Raw genomic sequence first — 16,985 nt, 5'->3', positions numbered from 1 at the left:
TTTGGGGCTTGATTCGTTTATGAACAGTCTCTAGAATTGCCGGCTCGCCAGAGCCAGGGCTTTTGAATTGCCCTTCGGTTCTTGGTGACTAGTGAGCCGTAAGGCCGTTTTTCTTGTATTAGGAGCAACTAGCCCATGAGTATGCAGGACCCGTTAGCGGACATGCTAACTCGTATCCGTAATGCCCAGATGGCTGAGAAGACCGTCGTAAGCATGCCGTCTTCCACGCTGAAGGTGGCAGTAGCCAACGTTCTGAAGAGCGAGGGTTACATCACGGGTTTCCAGATCAGCAGCGATATCAAGCCGCAGCTGTCTATCGAGCTGAAGTACTTCGAAGGCCGTCCGGTCATCGAGGAGCTGAAGCGCGTCAGCCGTCCTGGCCTGCGCCAGTACAAATCCGTCGACCAGCTGCCGAAAGTTCGTGGCGGCCTGGGCGTTTCGATCGTCTCCACCAACAAAGGTGTGATGACTGATCGCGCTGCTCGCGCCGCTGGCGTTGGCGGCGAAGTGCTTTGCACTGTGTTTTAAGGGGGGATAAGCATGTCTCGCGTTGCTAAGAACCCCGTCAAGCTGCCCGCTGGTGTTGAGATCAATCTCGCCGGTCAGCAGCTTTCGGTGAAGGGTGCCAAGGGCGCTCTCGAACTGAATGTGCATCCGTCCGTGGAAGTGCTGCAGGAATCCGGTGAGCTGCGTTTCGCTGCTCGCAATGGCGACCTGCAGAACAAAGCCATGGCCGGTACCACCCGTGCGTTGGTCAACAACATGGTAATCGGCGTTAGCCAGGGCTTCGAGCGCAAGCTTCAGCTGGTTGGTGTTGGTTACAAGGCGCAAGCCAAAGGTCAAGTGCTGTCCCTGGCTCTCGGCTTCTCGCACCCGGTGGATTATGAACTGCCGCAAGGCATCACCGCTGAAACCCCCAGCCAGACCGATATCCTGATCAAGGGTATCGACAAGCAACTGGTCGGTCAGGTGGCTGCAGAGATCCGCGACTTCCGTCCGCCAGAGCCTTACAAAGGTAAAGGCGTGCGTTACTCGGACGAAGTCGTCCGTCGTAAAGAAGCTAAGAAGAAGTAGGGCATAGCAAATGAGCGTAAAGAAAGAAACTCGTCTGCGTCGCGCTCGCAAGGCACGCCTGAAGATGCGCGAGCTGGAAACCGTACGCCTTTGTGTGTACCGCTCTTCCCAGCACATCTACGCCCAGGTCCTTTCGGCCGACGGCGGCAAGGTCCTGGCCAGCGCTTCGACCTTGGACAAAGAACTGCGTGACGCTGCCACCGGCAATGTCGACGCGGCCAAGAAGGTCGGTCTGTTGGTTGCCGAGCGTGCGAAAGCCGCTGGCGTCACCCAGGTAGCGTTCGATCGTTCTGGCTTCAAGTACCACGGCCGCGTCAAGGCGCTGGCTGATGCTGCTCGTGAAGGCGGGCTGGAGTTCTAAGTTATGGCAAATAACGAGCAAAGACGCGATCGCGATAATCGCGACGACAGTCGCGACGAAGGCTACGTCGAAAAACTGGTGCAGGTTAACCGCGTCGCCAAGACCGTGAAGGGTGGTCGTATCTTCACCTTCACCGCTCTGACCGTCGTTGGCGATGGCAAGGGTCGTGTCGGCTTCGGTCGTGGCAAGTCCCGTGAAGTACCTGCTGCTATCCAGAAAGCGATGGAAGCTGCGCGTCGTAACATGATCCAAGTCGATCTGAACGGCACCACCCTGCAGTACGCGATCAAGTCCGCACATGGCGCCTCCAAGGTGTTCATGCAGCCGGCTTCTGAAGGTACCGGGATCATTGCCGGCGGCGCCATGCGTGCCGTGCTGGAAGTGGCCGGTGTGCAGAACGTTCTGGCCAAGTGCTATGGCTCGACAAACCCGGTGAACGTGGTTCATGCCACCTTCAAGGGTCTGAAGACCATGCAGTCCCCTTCGTCCATTGCTGCCAAGCGCGGCAAGAGCGTTGAGGAGATCTTCTGATTATGGCTACCGTAAAAGTTACGCTGATCAAAAGCATGACCGGCCGTATCCCCAACCACAAACTGTGCGTGAAGGGTCTGGGTCTGCGTCGCATCGGTCACACTGTAGAAGTCCTGGATACTCCCGAAAATCGCGGGATGATCAACAAGGCTTACTACATGCTGCGCGTCGAGGGTTAATCGATGAAACTCAATGATCTGAGTCCAGCGCCGGGTTCCCGTCGCGAAAAGCATCGTCCGGGCCGTGGTATCGGTAGTGGTTTGGGCAAGACCGGTGGCCGTGGCCACAAAGGTCAGACCTCCCGCTCCGGTGGCACCATCGCTCCTGGCTTTGAAGGTGGTCAACAGCCGCTGCATCGCCGTCTGCCGAAGTTCGGTTTCGTTTCGCTGAAAGCCATGGATCGCGCAGAAGTGCGTACGTCCGAGCTGGCCAAAGTGGAAGGCGATATCGTGACTCTGCAGTCGCTCAAGGATGCCAACGTGATCAACCAAAGCGTTCAGCGTGTGAAAATCATGCTGTCCGGTGACGTTACTCGCGCTGTCACCCTGAAAGGCATCGCCGCCACCAAGGGTGCGCGTGCGGCCATCGAAGCAGCTGGCGGCAAATTCGAGGACTAAATGGCTAAGCAAGGTGCTCTCTCTGCGCTCAGCAATGGCGGGTTGTCCGAACTCTGGGCTCGGCTGCGCTTCCTGTTCCTGGCGATCATCGTCTATCGGATAGGGGCGCACATCCCAGTGCCGGGTATCAATCCGGACCGGCTGGCGGATCTGTTTCGGCAGAATGAGGGGACCATTCTTAGCTTGTTCAACATGTTTTCCGGCGGCGCGCTGGAGCGGATGAGCATCTTTGCGTTGGGGATCATGCCGTACATCTCGGCATCGATCATCATGCAACTGATGACCGCCGTCAGCCCGCAGCTGGAGCAGTTGAAGAAGGAAGGTGAGGCTGGTCGACGCAAGATCAGCCAATACACCCGCTACGGCGCTCTGGTGCTGGCGATTGTTCAGGCCATCGGCATGTCCGTTGGTCTTGCCAGTCAGGGCGTGGCGTTCTTGATCGATTTCGGCTTCTACTTCGTGGCTGTCTCCACCTTCGTGGCGGGGGCGATGTTCATGATGTGGCTGGGTGAGCAGATCACCGAGCGCGGCGTGGGTAACGGTATCTCGATGCTGATTTTCTCTGGCATCGTCGCCGGCCTGCCGCGTGCGATCGGGCAGTCCTTCGAGTCGGCCAGGCAGGGCGATATCAATATCATCGCGTTGCTGGCTGTCGGTTTGCTAGCGGTGGCGATCATCGGTTTCGTGGTGTTCATTGAGCGTGGTCAGCGTCGTATTGCGGTGCACTACGCGAAGCGTCAGCAGGGCCGCAAGGTCTTCGCTGCGCAGACCAGCCACCTGCCGTTGAAAGTGAACATGGCGGGCGTTATTCCGGCCATTTTCGCCAGCAGTATCCTGCTGTTCCCGGCCTCGCTGGGGCAATGGTTCGGCCAGTCCAGCAACATGAGCTGGCTGCAGGATATCTCGCAGGCGATCGCTCCTGGTCAGCCGTTGAACATTCTGCTGTTTAGTGCAGGGATCATCTTCTTCTGCTTCTTCTACACGGCACTGATGTTCAACCCGAAAGACGTAGCGGAAAACCTGAAGAAGTCCGGTGCCTTTATTCCGGGTATCCGTCCGGGCGAGCAGTCGGCGCGCTATATCGATGGCGTTCTGACCCGCTTGACCATGTTCGGTGCTCTGTACATGACGGCCGTTTGCCTGCTGCCCCAGTTCCTGGTGGTGGCTGCCAACGTACCGTTCTACCTTGGCGGGACTTCGTTGCTGATCGTTGTTGTGGTTGTCATGGACTTTATGGCCCAAGTGCAATCCCACCTCGTTTCGCACCAGTACGAATCCCTGATGAAGAAAGCCAACCTGAAGGGCTATGGCGGCGGAATGCTCCGCTGATACGTCCGTAAGGTTCGAGGAGTTGGTGATGAAAGTTCGTGCATCGGTGAAAAAGCTGTGCCGCAACTGCAAAATCATTCGTCGCGACGGTGTCGTGCGCGTGATCTGCAGCGCGGAGCCGCGTCACAAGCAGCGCCAAGGCTGAGTGACCTGAGCGTCGATAACCCGGCAGCTAGTGCGCTGCCGGGTTGCTTATTTGTTATTACAGCGCTAATATCTCGCGCCCTTTTCTTGGCTTCCGGGGCGTAGGTAGCTGTCAATTGGAGTTCCACTGAATGGCCCGTATTGCAGGCGTCAACATTCCAGATAACAAGCATACTGTTATCTCGCTGACCTACATCTACGGTGTTGGTCGCACCACGGCGCAAACCATTTGCGCCACCACCGGGGTCAACCCGGCGGCAAAGATTAAGGATCTGTCCGACGAGCAGATCGAACAGCTGCGTGGCGAAGTTGCAAAGCTCACTACTGAAGGTGACCTTCGCCGCGAAATCAACATGAACATCAAGCGTCTGATGGACCTGGGTTGCTATCGCGGCCTGCGTCACCGTCGCGGCTTGCCGGTTCGTGGTCAGCGTACCAAGACCAACGCCCGTACCCGCAAGGGTCCGCGTAAGCCGATCCGCAAGTAATTGCGCCCGCGAATCGACAGGAATTAAGTCATGGCTAAGCCAGCTGCTCGTCCTCGTAAAAAAGTCAAAAAGACAGTGGTTGATGGGATCGCCCACATCCACGCGTCTTTCAACAACACCATCGTTACCATCACTGACCGTCAGGGCAACGCGTTGTCCTGGGCTACTTCCGGGGGCTCGGGTTTCCGTGGCTCGCGTAAGAGCACTCCGTTCGCCGCCCAGGTGGCAGCAGAACGCGCAGGTCAAGCTGCTCTGGAATACGGTCTGAAAAACCTTGACGTCAACGTCAAAGGCCCTGGCCCTGGCCGTGAGTCCGCTGTGCGCGCACTCAATGGCTGCGGTTACAAAATCGCCAGCATCACCGACGTGACGCCCATCCCGCATAACGGATGCCGTCCGCCGAAGAAGCGTCGCGTGTAATAGGAGACAGTGAGAAATGGCTCGTTACATTGGTCCCAAATGCAAACTGTCCCGTCGTGAAGGCACTGATCTCTTCCTGAAGAGTGGTGCGCGCGCGCTTGAATCTAAATGCAACATCGAGCAGCCGCCGGGCGTTCACGGTCAGCGCCGTGGTCGTTTGTCCGACTACGGTACCCAGCTGCGCGAGAAGCAGAAAGTTCGTCGTATCTACGGTGTCCTGGAGCGTCAGTTCAGCGGTTACTACAAGGAAGCTGCCGGTCGTAAAGGCGCTACCGGTGAGAACCTCCTGCAATTGCTCGAGTGCCGTCTGGACAACGTCGTCTATCGCATGGGCTTCGGTTCCACCCGTTCCGAATCCCGCCAGCTGGTTTCGCACAAAGCGATCAGCATCAACGGTAAAACGGTAAACATCCCGTCCTTCCAGGTTCGCCCGGGTGACGTGGTAGCCGTTCGCGAGAAGTCGAAGAATCAGCTGCGCATCGTTCAAGCGCTCGATCTGTGCGCTCAGCGCGGTCGCGTCGAGTGGGTCGAAGTGGACACCGAGAAAAAGACTGGCGTATTCAAGAATGTGCCGGCTCGTAGTGATCTGTCCGCCGACATCAACGAAAACCTGATTGTCGAGCTCTACTCCAAGTAAGGGCTAGAAAATAGGTGTATCCATGCAGAGTTCGGTAAATGAGTTCCTGACCCCCCGCCATATCGATGTGCAGGTGGTCAGTTCGACCCGCGCCAAGATCACGCTCGAGCCTCTCGAGCGCGGTTTCGGCCATACCCTGGGCAACGCGCTGCGTCGCATCCTGTTGTCCTCCATGCCCGGCTGTGCAGTCGTCGAGGCCGAGATCGATGGCGTACTCCATGAGTACAGCGCCGTCGAAGGTGTGCAGGAAGACGTCATCGAGATCCTGCTCAACCTGAAAGGCCTGGCGATCAAGCTGCACGGCCGTGACGAAGTCACGCTGAACCTGAGCAAGAAGGGTTCGGGCGCGGTCACTGCTGCCGATATTCAGCTGGATCACGATGTCGAGATCGTCAATGGCGACCATGTGATCGCCAACCTGGCGTCCAATGGCGCACTGAACATGAAGCTGAAAATCGCTCGTGGTCGCGGCTATGAGCCCGCCGACTCGCGTCAGAGCGATGAAGATGAAAGCCGCAGCATTGGTCGCTTGCAGCTCGACTCTTCGTTCAGCCCGGTTCGCCGTGTTGCCTACGTTGTCGAAAACGCTCGCGTCGAGCAGCGTACCAACCTGGACAAGCTGGTCATCGATCTGGAAACCAACGGTACCCTGGACCCTGAAGAGGCCATCCGTCGTGCCGCGACCATCCTGCAGCAGCAGCTGGCCGCGTTCGTGGACCTCAAGGGTGACAGCGAGCCTGTTGTTGTGGAGCAGGAAGACGAGATCGATCCGATCCTGCTGCGCCCGGTCGACGACCTGGAGCTGACCGTGCGTTCGGCCAACTGCCTCAAGGCGGAGAACATCTACTACATCGGTGATCTGATCCAGCGCACCGAAGTCGAGCTGTTGAAAACTCCGAATTTGGGCAAGAAGTCCCTGACCGAGATCAAGGACGTTCTGGCTTCCCGCGGTCTGTCCCTCGGTATGCGCCTTGATAACTGGCCGCCGGCAAGTCTGAAGAAGGACGACAAGGCTACTGCCTGATCGTCCGTAATCACCGAACCGAAAGTTTGGTAAGGAATTTCAATCATGCGTCATCGTAAAAGTGGCCGTCACCTGAGCCGCACCAGCGCCCACCGCAAGGCCATGTTCCAGAACATGGCGGTGTCGCTGTTCGAGCACGAACTGATCAAAACCACCCTGCCGAAAGCCAAGGAACTGCGTCGCGTTGCCGAGCCGCTGATCACCCTGGCCAAGGAAGACAGCGTGGCTAACCGTCGCCTGGCATTCGACCGTACTCGCTCGAAAGCCATCGTCGGCAAACTGTTCAACGATCTGGGCAAGCGCTACGCCAACCGTCAGGGTGGTTACCTGCGCATCCTCAAGTGCGGCTTCCGCGCTGGGGACAACGCTCCGATGGCCTACGTCGAGCTGGTGGACCGTCAGTCCGCCGGTGAAGCTGTAGCCGCCGAGTAAGCAGTTGCACGATCGGTCCATTCGGTCGCAGTAGCGTCCGGATGATCCAGTAAACGCCCCGACTTGTTCGGGGCGTTTGCTTTTGGGGTACTGAAAGATTGCGTCATTGGTTGAGTCTATTGGTCTTAGATAATCAATGTATTTGAGCCGCATTTAGCGCCCTCCCATACTTATCTCCAAGCCGACTCGTGGCTATCTACGCGCTTGAACATGGAGATGAGCATGACCCAGAAGACCATCCTGACCACCGCCAGCGGCGCTCCGGTCGCCGATAACCAGAATTCGCGCTCCGCTGGTCCGCGCGGGCCGTTGTTGCTGGACGATTTCCATCTGGTCGAGAAGCTCGCCCACTTCAATCGCGAGGTCATTCCGGAGCGGCGTGTCCACGCCAAGGGCTCCGCGGCCTACGGCACGTTCACCGTATCCCGCGATATCACGCGCTACAGCAGCGCCAAGCTGTTTGAGAGCGTTGGCAAGCAAACGCCGGTGTTCCTGCGCTTTTCCACGGTCGGGGGCGAACGAGGCTCCGCCGATACCGAGCGTGATCCGCGCGGGTTTGCGCTGCGTTTCTACACCGAAGAAGGCAACTGGGACGTGGTCGGCAACAACACGCCGGTGTTCTTCATTCGCGACCCTCTCAAGTTCCCCGATTTCATTCACACCCAGAAGCGTCTGGCGCAGAGCAACTTGAAGAGCCCCCAGGCGATGTGGGATTTCTGGTCGCTGTCGCCGGAGTCGCTGCATCAGGTCACCATCCTGTTCTCCGATCGGGGGATTCCGGACGGCTATCGCTTCATGCACGGTTTCGGCAGCCATACCTTCAGCCTGATCAACGCCGAGGGGCAGCGTCACTGGGTGAAGTGGCACTACAAGTCCCAGCAGGGCATTAGGAATCTGCATCCGAGCGAGGCCACACGCCTGGCGGGTAGCGATCCCGATTATGCCCAGCGTGATCTGTTCGAGGCCATCGAGCGTGGCGAGTACCCGAAATGGCGGGTATGCATGCAGGTCATGAGCGAGGAGCAGGCGGCTACTCGGGCGGTGAATCCGTTCGACGTGACCAAGGTGTGGTCGCAGAAGGAGTTTCCGCTGATCGAGGTGGGCGAGTTCGAGCTCAACCGCAATCCGGCGAACTACTTTGCCGAGGTCGAGCAGGTCGCCCTTGCTCCGAGCAATGTGGTGCCTGGCGTCGGCTTGTCGCCCGATCGCATGTTGCAAGGGCGCGTGTTCGCCTATGCCGACGCGCAGCGTCACCGGGTGGGCACCAACTACCAGCAGTTGCCAGTGAACGCGCCTTTGAGCGGTTACAGCAACTACCAACGCGATGGCGCCATGCGTTTCGATGGCAATGGCGGCGCGCGGCCCAACTACGAGCCCAACAGCTACAGCCAGGCGCCCAAGCAGGCTCCCGAGTATCGCGAGCCGGCGCTGGCGCTCTCCGGCGCGGCCGACCGTTACGATCACCGCACGGATGACGATTACTTCAGTCAGGCCGGCGATCTGTTCCGTCTGATGGATGCCGAGCAGAAAGCGCTGTTGATCGGCAACCTCGTAGGCGCCATGGGCTCGGTCAGCCGCGAGGTGCAGTTGCGCCAGATTGCGCACTTCCTGCGGGCCGATCCCGCTTACGGAGCGGGCGTGGCGGCCGGGCTCGGTGTCGATCTCAACCAGGTGATGTGATCCCGCGTTCCGTTCGAGAGGCCGTCTGCAGCGATGCAGGCGGCTTTTTTTGCGTCCCGTCGTCGGTGTTGCTCTGAGTCATCGCCTTTTAGGCGATAATCCACCACCTTGGCGTTTTTCCTGGAGAGCTCGACATGCGCGGCGAAGCGGAAGTCATCAATTATTTCATCGGTCTGCTCAAGGGCGAGCTGGCCGCTCGCGACCAGTACTTCCTGCACTCGCGGATGTATGCCGACTGGGGGCTCACCGAGCTTTACGAGCGGATCAACCACGAGATGGAAGAGGAAACCCAGCACGCGGACGCGTTGCTCAAGCGCATCCTGTTCCTCGAGGGCGTACCGGACATGACTCCGGAGCCGCTGAACACCGGCACCAGCGTGCCGGAAATGCTGCGTGCCGACCTCGCCCTGGAGTACCAGGTGCGTGCGGCGCTGGCCCAGGGCATCGCGCTTTGCGAGAAGTGTGGCGACTACGAGAGCCGCGAGATCCTGGAACTGCAACTCAAGGACACCGAAGAAGATCACGCCTACTGGCTGGAGCAGCAACTGGGCCTGATCGACCGCATCGGTCTGCAGAACTACCTGCAGTCGAAGATGTAAGGCTGCCTGCCTTGAACGAAAAAGCCCCGCGGATGCGGGGCTTTTCGTTTGCGCCGGACTCAGGCCTTGTCGCGTTCCAGCAGAGGCTTGAGGAAATGCCCGGTGTAGGACTGCGGTAGGGAGGCGAGCTCTTCGGGCGTGCCGCTGCCGATGATCTGGCCGCCCTTGGAGCCGCCTTCCGGGCCGAGGTCCACCAGCCAGTCGGCGGTCTTGATCACGTCCAGATTGTGCTCGATGACCACCACGGTGTTGCCGTGGTCGCGCAGCCGGTGCAGCACGTCGAGCAACTGCTGGATGTCGGCGAAGTGTAGGCCGGTGGTGGGCTCGTCGAGGATATACAGCGTCTTGCCGGTGTCGCGCTTGGACAGCTCGCGCGACAGCTTGACGCGCTGCGCCTCGCCGCCGGACAGCGTCGTCGCGCTCTGCCCCAGCTTGATGTAGGAAAGGCCCACGTCGATCAGCGTCTGCAGCTTGCGCGACAGCGCCGGAACCGCTTCGAAGAATTCGCGGGCTTCTTCGATAGTCATTTCCAGCACCTCATGGATGCTCTTGCCCTTGTACTTCACTTCCAGGGTTTCGCGGTTATAGCGCTTGCCCTTGCAGACATCGCAGGGCACGTAGATGTCCGGCAGGAAGTGCATCTCCACCTTGATCACGCCGTCGCCCTGGCAGGCCTCGCAACGGCCGCCCTTGACGTTGAAGGAGAAGCGCCCTGGGCTGTAGCCGCGCGAGCGGGCCTCCGGCACGCCGGAGAACAGCTCGCGGATCGGCGTGAACAGCCCGGTGTAGGTTGCCGGGTTGGAGCGCGGCGTGCGGCCGATCGGGCTCTGGTCGATGTCGACCACCTTGTCCAGGTGCTGCAGGCCGTCGAAGCTGTCGTGCGCCGCGGCTTCCAGCGTGGTGGCGCCGTTCAGCGCGGTGGCGGTGATCGGGAACAGCGTGTTGTTGATCAACGTCGACTTGCCCGAGCCGGACACCCCGGTCACGCAGGTCAACAAGCCAACCGGGATTTCCAGGTTGACGTTCTGCAGGTTGTTGCCGCGCGCGCCCTTGAGCTTGAGCAGTTTCTTCTTGTCGCGCGGGGTGCGCTGCGTCGGCACCGCGATCTTCACCCGCCCGGAGAGGTACTTGCCCGTGAGCGAGTCGGGGTGATCCATGATCTCCTGCGGTGTGCCCTCGGCGACGATCTGCCCGCCATGCACGCCGGCGCCGGGGCCGATGTCGACGACGTAGTCGGCGAGGCGGATGGCGTCTTCGTCGTGTTCCACGACTATCACCGTGTTGCCCAGGTTGCGCAGGTGATTGAGCGTGCCGAGCAGGCGCTCGTTGTCGCGCTGGTGCAGGCCGATGGAGGGTTCGTCGAGGATGTACATCACCCCGACCAGGCCGGCACCGATCTGGCTGGCCAGCCGGATGCGCTGCGCCTCGCCGCCGGACAGGGTGTCGGCGCTGCGGTCGAGGGTCAGGTAGTCGAGCCCGACGTTGACCAGGAACTCCAGGCGCTGGCGGATTTCCTTGAGGATCTTGTCGGCGATCTGGCCCTTCTGCCCGGTCAGCTCGAGCCCGGCGAAATAGTCGCTGGCATCGCCGACCGGCAGGCGGGTCACCGCCGGCAACGTCTTCTCGCCCACCCACACATGGCGCGACTCGCGGCGCAGGCGCGTGCCGTTGCAGTCCGGGCAGGGCTGGGTGCTGAGGAACTTGGCCAGCTCCTCGCGCACGGTCTGCGATTCGGTCTCGCGGTAGCGTCGTTCGAGGTTGGGGATGATCCCCTCGAACGGGTGCGAGCGCTTGACGATATCGCCCCGGTCGTTGAGGTAGCGGAAGTCGACGCTCTCGCGGCCCGAACCGAACAGGATCGCCTTCTGGTCCTCGGCACCGATCTGCCCGAACGGCGTTTCCAGGCTGAAGCCATAGTGGCTGGCCAGGGAACCGAGCATCTGGAAGTAGTAGACGTTGCGCCGGTCCCAGCCGCGGATCGCCCCTTCGGCGAGGGTCAGCTCGCCGTTGACCAGGCGCTTGGCGTCGAAGAACTGCTTAACGCCGAGGCCGTCGCAGGTCGGGCAGGCCCCGGCCGGGTTGTTGAAGGAAAACACCTTGGGTTCCAGCTCGCTGATCGAGTGCCCGCAGACCGGGCAGGCGAAGCGCGCCGAAAAGATGGTTTCCTCGCCGGTTTCGCCTTCCATCGGCGCCACCAGCGCGATGCCGTCGGCCAGGCCCAGCGCGGTCTCGAAGGACTCGGCGAGGCGCTGCTGCAGATCGGCGCGCACCTTGAAGCGGTCGACCACGATCTCGATGGTGTGCTTCTTCTGCTTGTCCAGCTTGGGCAGGTCGTCGAGTTCGTGGAGCTTGCCGTTGACCCGCGCGCGGACGAAGCCCTGGGCGCGCATTTCCTCGAACACCGAGAGGTGCTCGCCCTTGCGCTCGCGAATGATCGGCGCGAGCAGCATCAGCTTGGCGCCCTCGGGCATCGCCAGTACCTGGTCGACCATCTGGCTGACGGTCTGCGCCTCCAGCGGGATGTCGTGGTCCGGGCAGCGCGGCGTACCGACGCGGGCATAGAGCAGGCGCAGGTAGTCGTAGATCTCGGTGATGGTGCCGACGGTGGAGCGCGGGTTGTGCGAGGTGGACTTCTGCTCGATGGAGATCGCCGGGGACAGCCCTTCGATGGTGTCCACGTCGGGCTTTTCCATCATCGAGAGGAACTGCCGGGCGTAGGCGGAGAGCGACTCCACGTAGCGGCGCTGCCCCTCGGCGTAGAGCGTGTCGAAGGCCAGGGACGATTTTCCGGAGCCGGACAGGCCGGTGATCACGATGAGTTTGTCGCGGGGGAGGGTGAGGTCGATGTTCTTCAGGTTGTGGGTACGAGCCCCACGGATCAGGATCTTGTCCAAAACAGCCTCGCATGGCGGGCGAAAACCCATGAGTATACGGATCGGCGAGCCGGCGCGTCAGGGCGCTGCGGTCTTTCTCTGACCGGCAGGGTGCGCGAGGGTTTAGCCGCCGCTCGCTGCTTTTGCGCGGGCTCTTGGGGATGGGGGCTGGTAGAATCCCCGCCCTGTTCGTAACAGGGGTGGCAGAGTCAAATGCACGATCCGTACAGCGATCGCATGAGTGGCAGCGAGACCCGCGCCGCCGGTGGCCTGGCGTTGGTGTTCGCCTTCCGCATGCTGGGCATGTTCATGGTGCTGCCGGTGCTGGCGACCTATGGGCAGGACCTCGCCGGCGCCACGCCCGCGCTCATCGGCCTGGCCATCGGTGCCTACGGCCTGACCCAGGCCGTGCTGCAGATTCCCTTCGGCATCATCTCCGATCGCATCGGCCGACTTCCGGTGATCTACATCGGCCTGCTGATCTTCGCCGCTGGCAGCGTCCTCGCTGCCAATGGCGACTCCATCTGGGGCGTGATCGCCGGCCGGGTGCTGCAGGGCGCCGGGGCAATTTCGGCCGCGGTCATGGCGCTGCTGTCCGACCTGACCCGCGAGCAGCACCGGACCAAGGCAATGGCGGCGATCGGCATGAGCATCGGCCTGTCGTTCGCCGTGGCGATGGTGGTCGGTCCGCTGCTGACCCGCGCCTTCGGCCTTTCCGGGCTGTTCTGGGTCACCGCTGCCATGGCCATCGTCGGCATCCTCATCATCGCCTTCATCGTCCCGCGGGCGGACGTCCGCCTGCAGCACCGCGAGTCCGGCGTAGCCAAGCAGGCGCTCGGCGCCACCCTGCGCAACGGCCAACTGCTGCGTCTGGACTTCGGCATCCTGGCGTTGCACGCGGTGCTGATGTCGAGTTTCGTCGCCCTGCCGCTGGCGCTGGTCGAGCGCGCCGGCCTGCCCAAGGAAGAGCACTGGTGGGTCTACCTCACTGCACTGCTGATCGGCTTCTTCGCGATGGTGCCGTTCATCATCTATGCCGAGAAGAAGCGCAAGATGAAGCGCGTACTCCTGGGGGCGATCAGCGTGCTGCTGATCTGCGAGCTGTTCTTCTGGCTGTTCGGCAGCAGCCTGACGGCATTGGTGGTCGGCACCGTTGTGTTCTTCACCGCCTTCAACCTGCTGGAGGCCAGCATGCCGTCGCTGATCAGCAAGGTCTCGCCGGCGGGTGGCAAGGGGACGGCGATGGGCGTGTATTCGACCAGCCAGTTCCTCGGCGCGGCGGTCGGCGGCATCCTCGGTGGCTGGTTCTACCAGCATGGCGGGCTGGCCACGGTCTTCATCGGCTGCGCCGTGCTCTGTGCGATTTGGCTGGCGTTTGCTGTTACCATGCGCGAACCGCCTTATGTCACCAGCCTGCGCCTGCCGTTGTCGCCCGACGCGGCAGCGGACGCGGGCTTGGCCGAGCGTTTACTGGCAGTGCCCGGAGTGGCGGATGCCATGGTGGTGGTCGAAGAGGCCGCCGCCTACGTCAAAGTGGATACCGAACAATTGGACCGCACGTCCCTCGAGCGCCTGGTCGATCCGGCGCCGCGGCGTGCCGAAGCCTAGGAGAACGTCATGGCCCGTGGGGTTAACAAAGTCATTCTGATCGGCAACGTCGGCGGCGACCCGGAAACCCGCTACCTGCCCAATGGTAACGCCGTCACCAACGTGACTCTGGCAACCACCGACAGCTGGAAAGACAAGCAGACCGGTCAGAATCAGGAGCGCACCGAATGGCACCGCGTGGTGTTCTTCGGCAAGGTCGCGGAAATCGCCGGTGAGTACCTGCGCAAGGGTTCGCAGTGCTACATCGAGGGGCGTCTGCAGACTCGCGAGTGGGAAAAGGACGGCGTGAAGCGCTACACCACCGAAATCGTCGTCGACATGGGAGGCACCATGCAGCTGCTCGGCGGCCGCGGCGGTAACGATGGCGATTCGGCCCCGCGCCAGCAGCGTCCGCAACCGCAGCGCGAGCCGCAGCAGCAGGCGCCGCGCGAGTCGCGTCCGCAACAGCAGCCCGCCGCCCAGCCCGCTCCGGACTACGACAGCTTCGACGACGACATTCCGTTCTAGGAATCCGCTCCGCATGCACATGCGCCTGATGCTTCTGGGTGGGGGCAATGCGCTGGGCCAGGCGTTGATCCGGCTCGGTGCCGAGGAGAATATCGGTTTCCTCGCGCCTCGCCCGCCTGATCAGGGGTGGGACGCCGCCAGCCTGACCCAACTGCTCGACGACACTCGCCCGGATGCCCTGATCAACCTGGCGTTCTATTTCGACTGGTTCCAGCGCGCGGACGCCGATGTGGCGCGCCTGGAGACCCAGGAGCGCGCCGTCGAGCGGCTGGCCGAGCTGTGCCAGTACCACCAGATCCTTCTGCTGCAGCCTTCCAGTTACCAGGTTTTCGATGGCGCGCGGGCGACCGCGTACAGCGAGAAAGACGAGCCGCAGCCGCTTGGCCTGCGTGGTCAGGCGCTCTGGCGGATCGAGCAGAGCGTGCGCGCCGCCTGCCCGAGGCACGTACTGCTGCGGTTCGGCTGGCTGCTCGACGACAGCAAGGACGGCATTCTCGGCCGCTTTCTCGCAGCGGCGCAGACGCGCGAAGAGCTTCTCCTCGCCGACGACCGCCGCGGCAATCCGTGCCCGGTCGATGACGTCGCACGGGTCATGCTGTCGGTCCTGAAGCAGCTGGATTGCGCGGCGCCGCTCTGGGGCACCTATCACTACGGTGCCCACGAAGCGACCACGGCGCTCACCCTGGGGCAGGCCGTGCTGGCGGAGGCGCGGGCATTCCGCTCCTTCACCGTCAACGAGCCCACGGCCCAGGCACATGCCGCCTGCGCCGATGCCGCCGACGAGCCGCAACATGCGGTGCTGGCGTGCCGCAAGATTCTCAATACATTCGGCATCAAACCGCGCGCCTGGCGCTCCGGGCTGCCCTCACTACTGGACCGTTTTTACCGTCATGTCTGATTCGCCCATCCTGGTCACCGGCGGCGCTGGTTTCATCGGCTCCCACCTGGTCGATGCCCTGCTCGCGAGCGGGCAGCGCGTTCGGGTGCTGGACGACTTCTCGACCGGCAAGCGGGATAACCTTCCGCTCCACGATGAGCGTCTCGAAGTGCTGGAGGGCAACGTCGCCGATGCCGACTGCGTCCTCGCGGCGATGCAAGGCTGCGCCGCCGTGGCGCACCTGGCTGCCGTGGCCTCCGTGCAGGCCTCGGTAGACGATCCGGTAACCACGCACCGCAGCAACTTCATCGGTACGTTGAATGTCTGCGAGGCGATGCGTACCCATGGCGTGAAGCGCGTGCTGTTCTCTTCCAGCGCCGCAGTTTACGGCCAGAACGGCGAGGGCGCCGCGATCGACGAGGACACGCCGAAGTCCCCGCTCACGCCTTATGCCTCGGACAAGCTTGCCAGCGAGTACTACCTGGATTTCTACCGGCGCCAGCATGGCCTGGAGCCGGCGGTATTTCGCTTCTTCAATATCTACGGCCCGCGGCAGGATCCTTCGTCGCCCTATTCCGGCGTCATCAGTATTTTCACCGAGCGGGCAGCCAAAGGCTTGCCCATCACCGTTTTTGGCGATGGGGAGCAGACCCGGGATTTTCTCTACATCGACGATCTGGTCGGCGTGCTGGTGCAGGCGCTGAGTGCGTCCTCGGTCGAGGTGGGCGCGGTGAATGTGGGGCTGAATGAGGCAACCACCTTGCTGCAGTTGCTTCAGGCCATCGGTGACGTGCTGGGCGGTTTGCCGGAGATCGCTCACCTGCCTGCGCGCGCAGGCGATATCCGCCATTCCCGGGCTGACAATGCACGCCTGCTGCGTCGCTACGCCCTCGGGCAGACTACGCCCATGCGGGCAGGGCTGGGCCGACTTCTCGGTCGCTGAGTTTTCTGCAGGCAAAAAAAACAGGCGCCTAGGCGCCTGTTTTCACTTCGGTTGGGCTTAGAACTTGTAGCCCAGGCCAACCATGTAAACGTAAGGGCTTACGTCTACGTCGACTTTCGCCCGCACGCCCAGACCAGGATGGTCAACATAGGCCGTGGTGTCGAGGTCGATATAGCGGACCTGTGCGTTGATCAGCAGCTTGTCGGTCAGCATGTAGTCCGCGCCAATCTGGGCTGCCCAGCCCCAGCTGTTGTCGGCCTGCAGATTACGGAAGCCGGCCGCTTCAGCTTCGTTGCTGGTATCGCCGTCCATGATCCAGGTGTAGTTGATGCCGGCACCCACATAGGGCTGGAAGGCGGACTTGGCGTCCAGCGGGTAGTAGACCAGGCTCAGGGTCGGCGGCAGGTGTTTCAGTGTGCCCAGCTTGCCGTTTGCTGCATCGAGGCCTGCGCCTTTGATTTTAACGTCGTGGGTGAACGGGGTCGCTGCGAGCAGTTCCACTCCGATATGGTCGGTGACCATGTAAGCGAAGTTGAGGCCCAGCTGAGTATCGTTGTCCATGGAGGCCTTGCCGCCGAGGTCGGTGCCTGCGAGGCTACCGCGATCGACTTTGACGCCGGAGCTGTCTTCATGGGTGCTGACGGTGATGGCACCGGCGCGGACGAGAATGTCGCCGGCTTCGTGCGCTTGTGCGAGCGGAGCGGCGAGAGCCATGGCCAGCACGCTAAGGGTGAACAGGGACTTGCGCATAAGTAACTCCAGTCGAGTCTGTGTTTGTATTGGCTGGAGGCTATGGTAGGGAGGTGGCCGAAAGGCTTGTTGATTTAGCTCAACGGATACT

The 16,985-nt window shown here is 61.6% G+C and carries 21 protein-coding genes; 19 read left to right on the top strand and 2 right to left on the bottom strand.

Annotated features, from left to right (window positions below):
- Nucleotides 1–135 precede the first annotated feature (135 nt).
- From rpsH to bfr, 15 genes are all read left to right on the top strand, one after another.
- Complete coding sequence (gene rpsH, locus B3E91_RS11260; protein ID WP_090225255.1) at nt 136–528, top strand: 30S ribosomal protein S8; 393 nt, start codon at nt 136–138, stop codon at nt 526–528.
- A gap of 12 nt (nt 529–540) precedes the next feature.
- On the top strand, nt 541–1,074 hold the full coding sequence (gene rplF / locus B3E91_RS11255; RefSeq protein WP_090225257.1) for a 50S ribosomal protein L6: 534 nt from the start codon (nt 541–543) through the stop codon (nt 1,072–1,074).
- A 10-nt stretch (nt 1,075–1,084) separates the two neighbouring features.
- Complete coding sequence (gene rplR, locus B3E91_RS11250; protein WP_090225259.1) at nt 1,085–1,435, top strand: 50S ribosomal protein L18; 351 nt, start codon at nt 1,085–1,087, stop codon at nt 1,433–1,435.
- 3 nt (nt 1,436–1,438) lie between these two features.
- Nucleotides 1,439–1,966: a 30S ribosomal protein S5 gene (rpsE, locus tag B3E91_RS11245; protein ID WP_090225260.1), complete on the top strand. Its 528-nt coding sequence runs from the start codon at nt 1,439–1,441 to the stop codon at nt 1,964–1,966.
- 2 nt (nt 1,967–1,968) lie between these two features.
- Nucleotides 1,969–2,145 (top strand): 50S ribosomal protein L30, encoded by a 177-nt coding sequence (gene rpmD / locus B3E91_RS11240; RefSeq protein ID WP_003186033.1) that lies wholly within the window; start codon nt 1,969–1,971, stop codon nt 2,143–2,145.
- 3 nt (nt 2,146–2,148) lie between these two features.
- On the top strand, nt 2,149–2,583 hold the full coding sequence (rplO, locus tag B3E91_RS11235) for a 50S ribosomal protein L15 (protein WP_273230250.1): 435 nt from the start codon (nt 2,149–2,151) through the stop codon (nt 2,581–2,583).
- On the top strand, nt 2,584–3,912 hold the full coding sequence (gene secY / locus B3E91_RS11230) for a preprotein translocase subunit SecY (protein WP_287029488.1): 1,329 nt from the start codon (nt 2,584–2,586) through the stop codon (nt 3,910–3,912).
- Nucleotides 3,913–3,940: 28 nt separating this feature from the next.
- Nucleotides 3,941–4,057, top strand: coding sequence for a 50S ribosomal protein L36 (rpmJ, locus tag B3E91_RS11225; RefSeq protein WP_003281814.1), 117 nt, complete (start codon nt 3,941–3,943; stop codon nt 4,055–4,057).
- 130 nt (nt 4,058–4,187) lie between these two features.
- Complete coding sequence (gene rpsM / locus B3E91_RS11220; protein ID WP_090225265.1) at nt 4,188–4,544, top strand: 30S ribosomal protein S13; 357 nt, start codon at nt 4,188–4,190, stop codon at nt 4,542–4,544.
- Nucleotides 4,545–4,574: 30 nt separating this feature from the next.
- Nucleotides 4,575–4,964, top strand: coding sequence for a 30S ribosomal protein S11 (gene rpsK, locus B3E91_RS11215; RefSeq protein WP_002555466.1), 390 nt, complete (start codon nt 4,575–4,577; stop codon nt 4,962–4,964).
- 16 nt (nt 4,965–4,980) lie between these two features.
- Nucleotides 4,981–5,601: a 30S ribosomal protein S4 gene (gene rpsD / locus B3E91_RS11210; protein WP_090225267.1), complete on the top strand. Its 621-nt coding sequence runs from the start codon at nt 4,981–4,983 to the stop codon at nt 5,599–5,601.
- A gap of 22 nt (nt 5,602–5,623) precedes the next feature.
- Nucleotides 5,624–6,625, top strand: coding sequence for a DNA-directed RNA polymerase subunit alpha (locus tag B3E91_RS11205; RefSeq protein WP_287029483.1), 1,002 nt, complete (start codon nt 5,624–5,626; stop codon nt 6,623–6,625).
- A 45-nt stretch (nt 6,626–6,670) separates the two neighbouring features.
- Nucleotides 6,671–7,057 (top strand): 50S ribosomal protein L17, encoded by a 387-nt coding sequence (gene rplQ / locus B3E91_RS11200; RefSeq protein ID WP_090225270.1) that lies wholly within the window; start codon nt 6,671–6,673, stop codon nt 7,055–7,057.
- 222 nt (nt 7,058–7,279) lie between these two features.
- Nucleotides 7,280–8,737: a catalase gene (locus B3E91_RS11195; RefSeq protein WP_287029482.1), complete on the top strand. Its 1,458-nt coding sequence runs from the start codon at nt 7,280–7,282 to the stop codon at nt 8,735–8,737.
- 134 nt (nt 8,738–8,871) lie between these two features.
- Nucleotides 8,872–9,336 (top strand): bacterioferritin, encoded by a 465-nt coding sequence (gene bfr, locus B3E91_RS11190; protein WP_090225273.1) that lies wholly within the window; start codon nt 8,872–8,874, stop codon nt 9,334–9,336.
- A 59-nt stretch (nt 9,337–9,395) separates the two neighbouring features.
- Here the strand turns inward: bfr and uvrA are convergent, their stop codons facing one another.
- The gene (uvrA, locus tag B3E91_RS11185; RefSeq protein ID WP_287029481.1) at nt 9,396–12,230 is read right to left on the bottom strand and encodes an excinuclease ABC subunit UvrA; all 2,835 of its coding nucleotides are present in this window, start codon (nt 12,228–12,230) and stop codon (nt 9,396–9,398) included.
- A gap of 192 nt (nt 12,231–12,422) precedes the next feature.
- Between uvrA and B3E91_RS11180 the strand changes: the two genes are divergently transcribed.
- The 4 genes from B3E91_RS11180 to B3E91_RS11165 are packed head-to-tail and all read left to right on the top strand — an operon-like array spanning nt 12,423 to nt 16,144.
- A complete protein-coding gene (locus tag B3E91_RS11180) occupies nt 12,423–13,817 on the top strand; it encodes an MFS transporter (RefSeq protein ID WP_090225275.1) in 1,395 nt (464 codons plus the stop codon).
- 9 nt (nt 13,818–13,826) lie between these two features.
- A complete protein-coding gene (locus B3E91_RS11175) occupies nt 13,827–14,324 on the top strand; it encodes a single-stranded DNA-binding protein (RefSeq protein ID WP_090225276.1) in 498 nt (165 codons plus the stop codon).
- Nucleotides 14,325–14,337: 13 nt separating this feature from the next.
- Nucleotides 14,338–15,222, top strand: a complete 885-nt coding sequence (locus B3E91_RS11170; RefSeq protein WP_287029478.1) for a sugar nucleotide-binding protein — start codon at nt 14,338–14,340, stop codon at nt 15,220–15,222.
- Nucleotides 15,215–16,144 carry an NAD-dependent epimerase/dehydratase family protein gene (locus tag B3E91_RS11165; protein ID WP_287029476.1) on the top strand — a complete coding sequence of 310 codons (930 nt, stop codon included), beginning with the start codon at nt 15,215–15,217 and terminating at the stop codon, nt 16,142–16,144. The genes B3E91_RS11170 and B3E91_RS11165 overlap by 8 nt, the downstream gene beginning before the upstream one ends.
- 57 nt (nt 16,145–16,201) lie before the next feature.
- On the opposite strand, the gene B3E91_RS11160 is transcribed toward B3E91_RS11165, so the two are convergent.
- Nucleotides 16,202–16,894 carry an OmpW/AlkL family protein gene (locus B3E91_RS11160; protein ID WP_090225279.1) on the bottom strand — a complete coding sequence of 231 codons (693 nt, stop codon included), beginning with the start codon at nt 16,892–16,894 and terminating at the stop codon, nt 16,202–16,204.
- Between the last annotated feature and the right edge of the window lie 91 nt (nt 16,895–16,985).

The organism is Pseudomonas sp. UBA6310 (assembly GCF_002438225.1).
GTDB classification, from domain to species: Bacteria; Pseudomonadota; Gammaproteobacteria; order Pseudomonadales; family Pseudomonadaceae; genus Pseudomonas_O; species Pseudomonas_O kuykendallii.
This window is presented reverse-complemented; position numbering and strand designations above follow the sequence as displayed.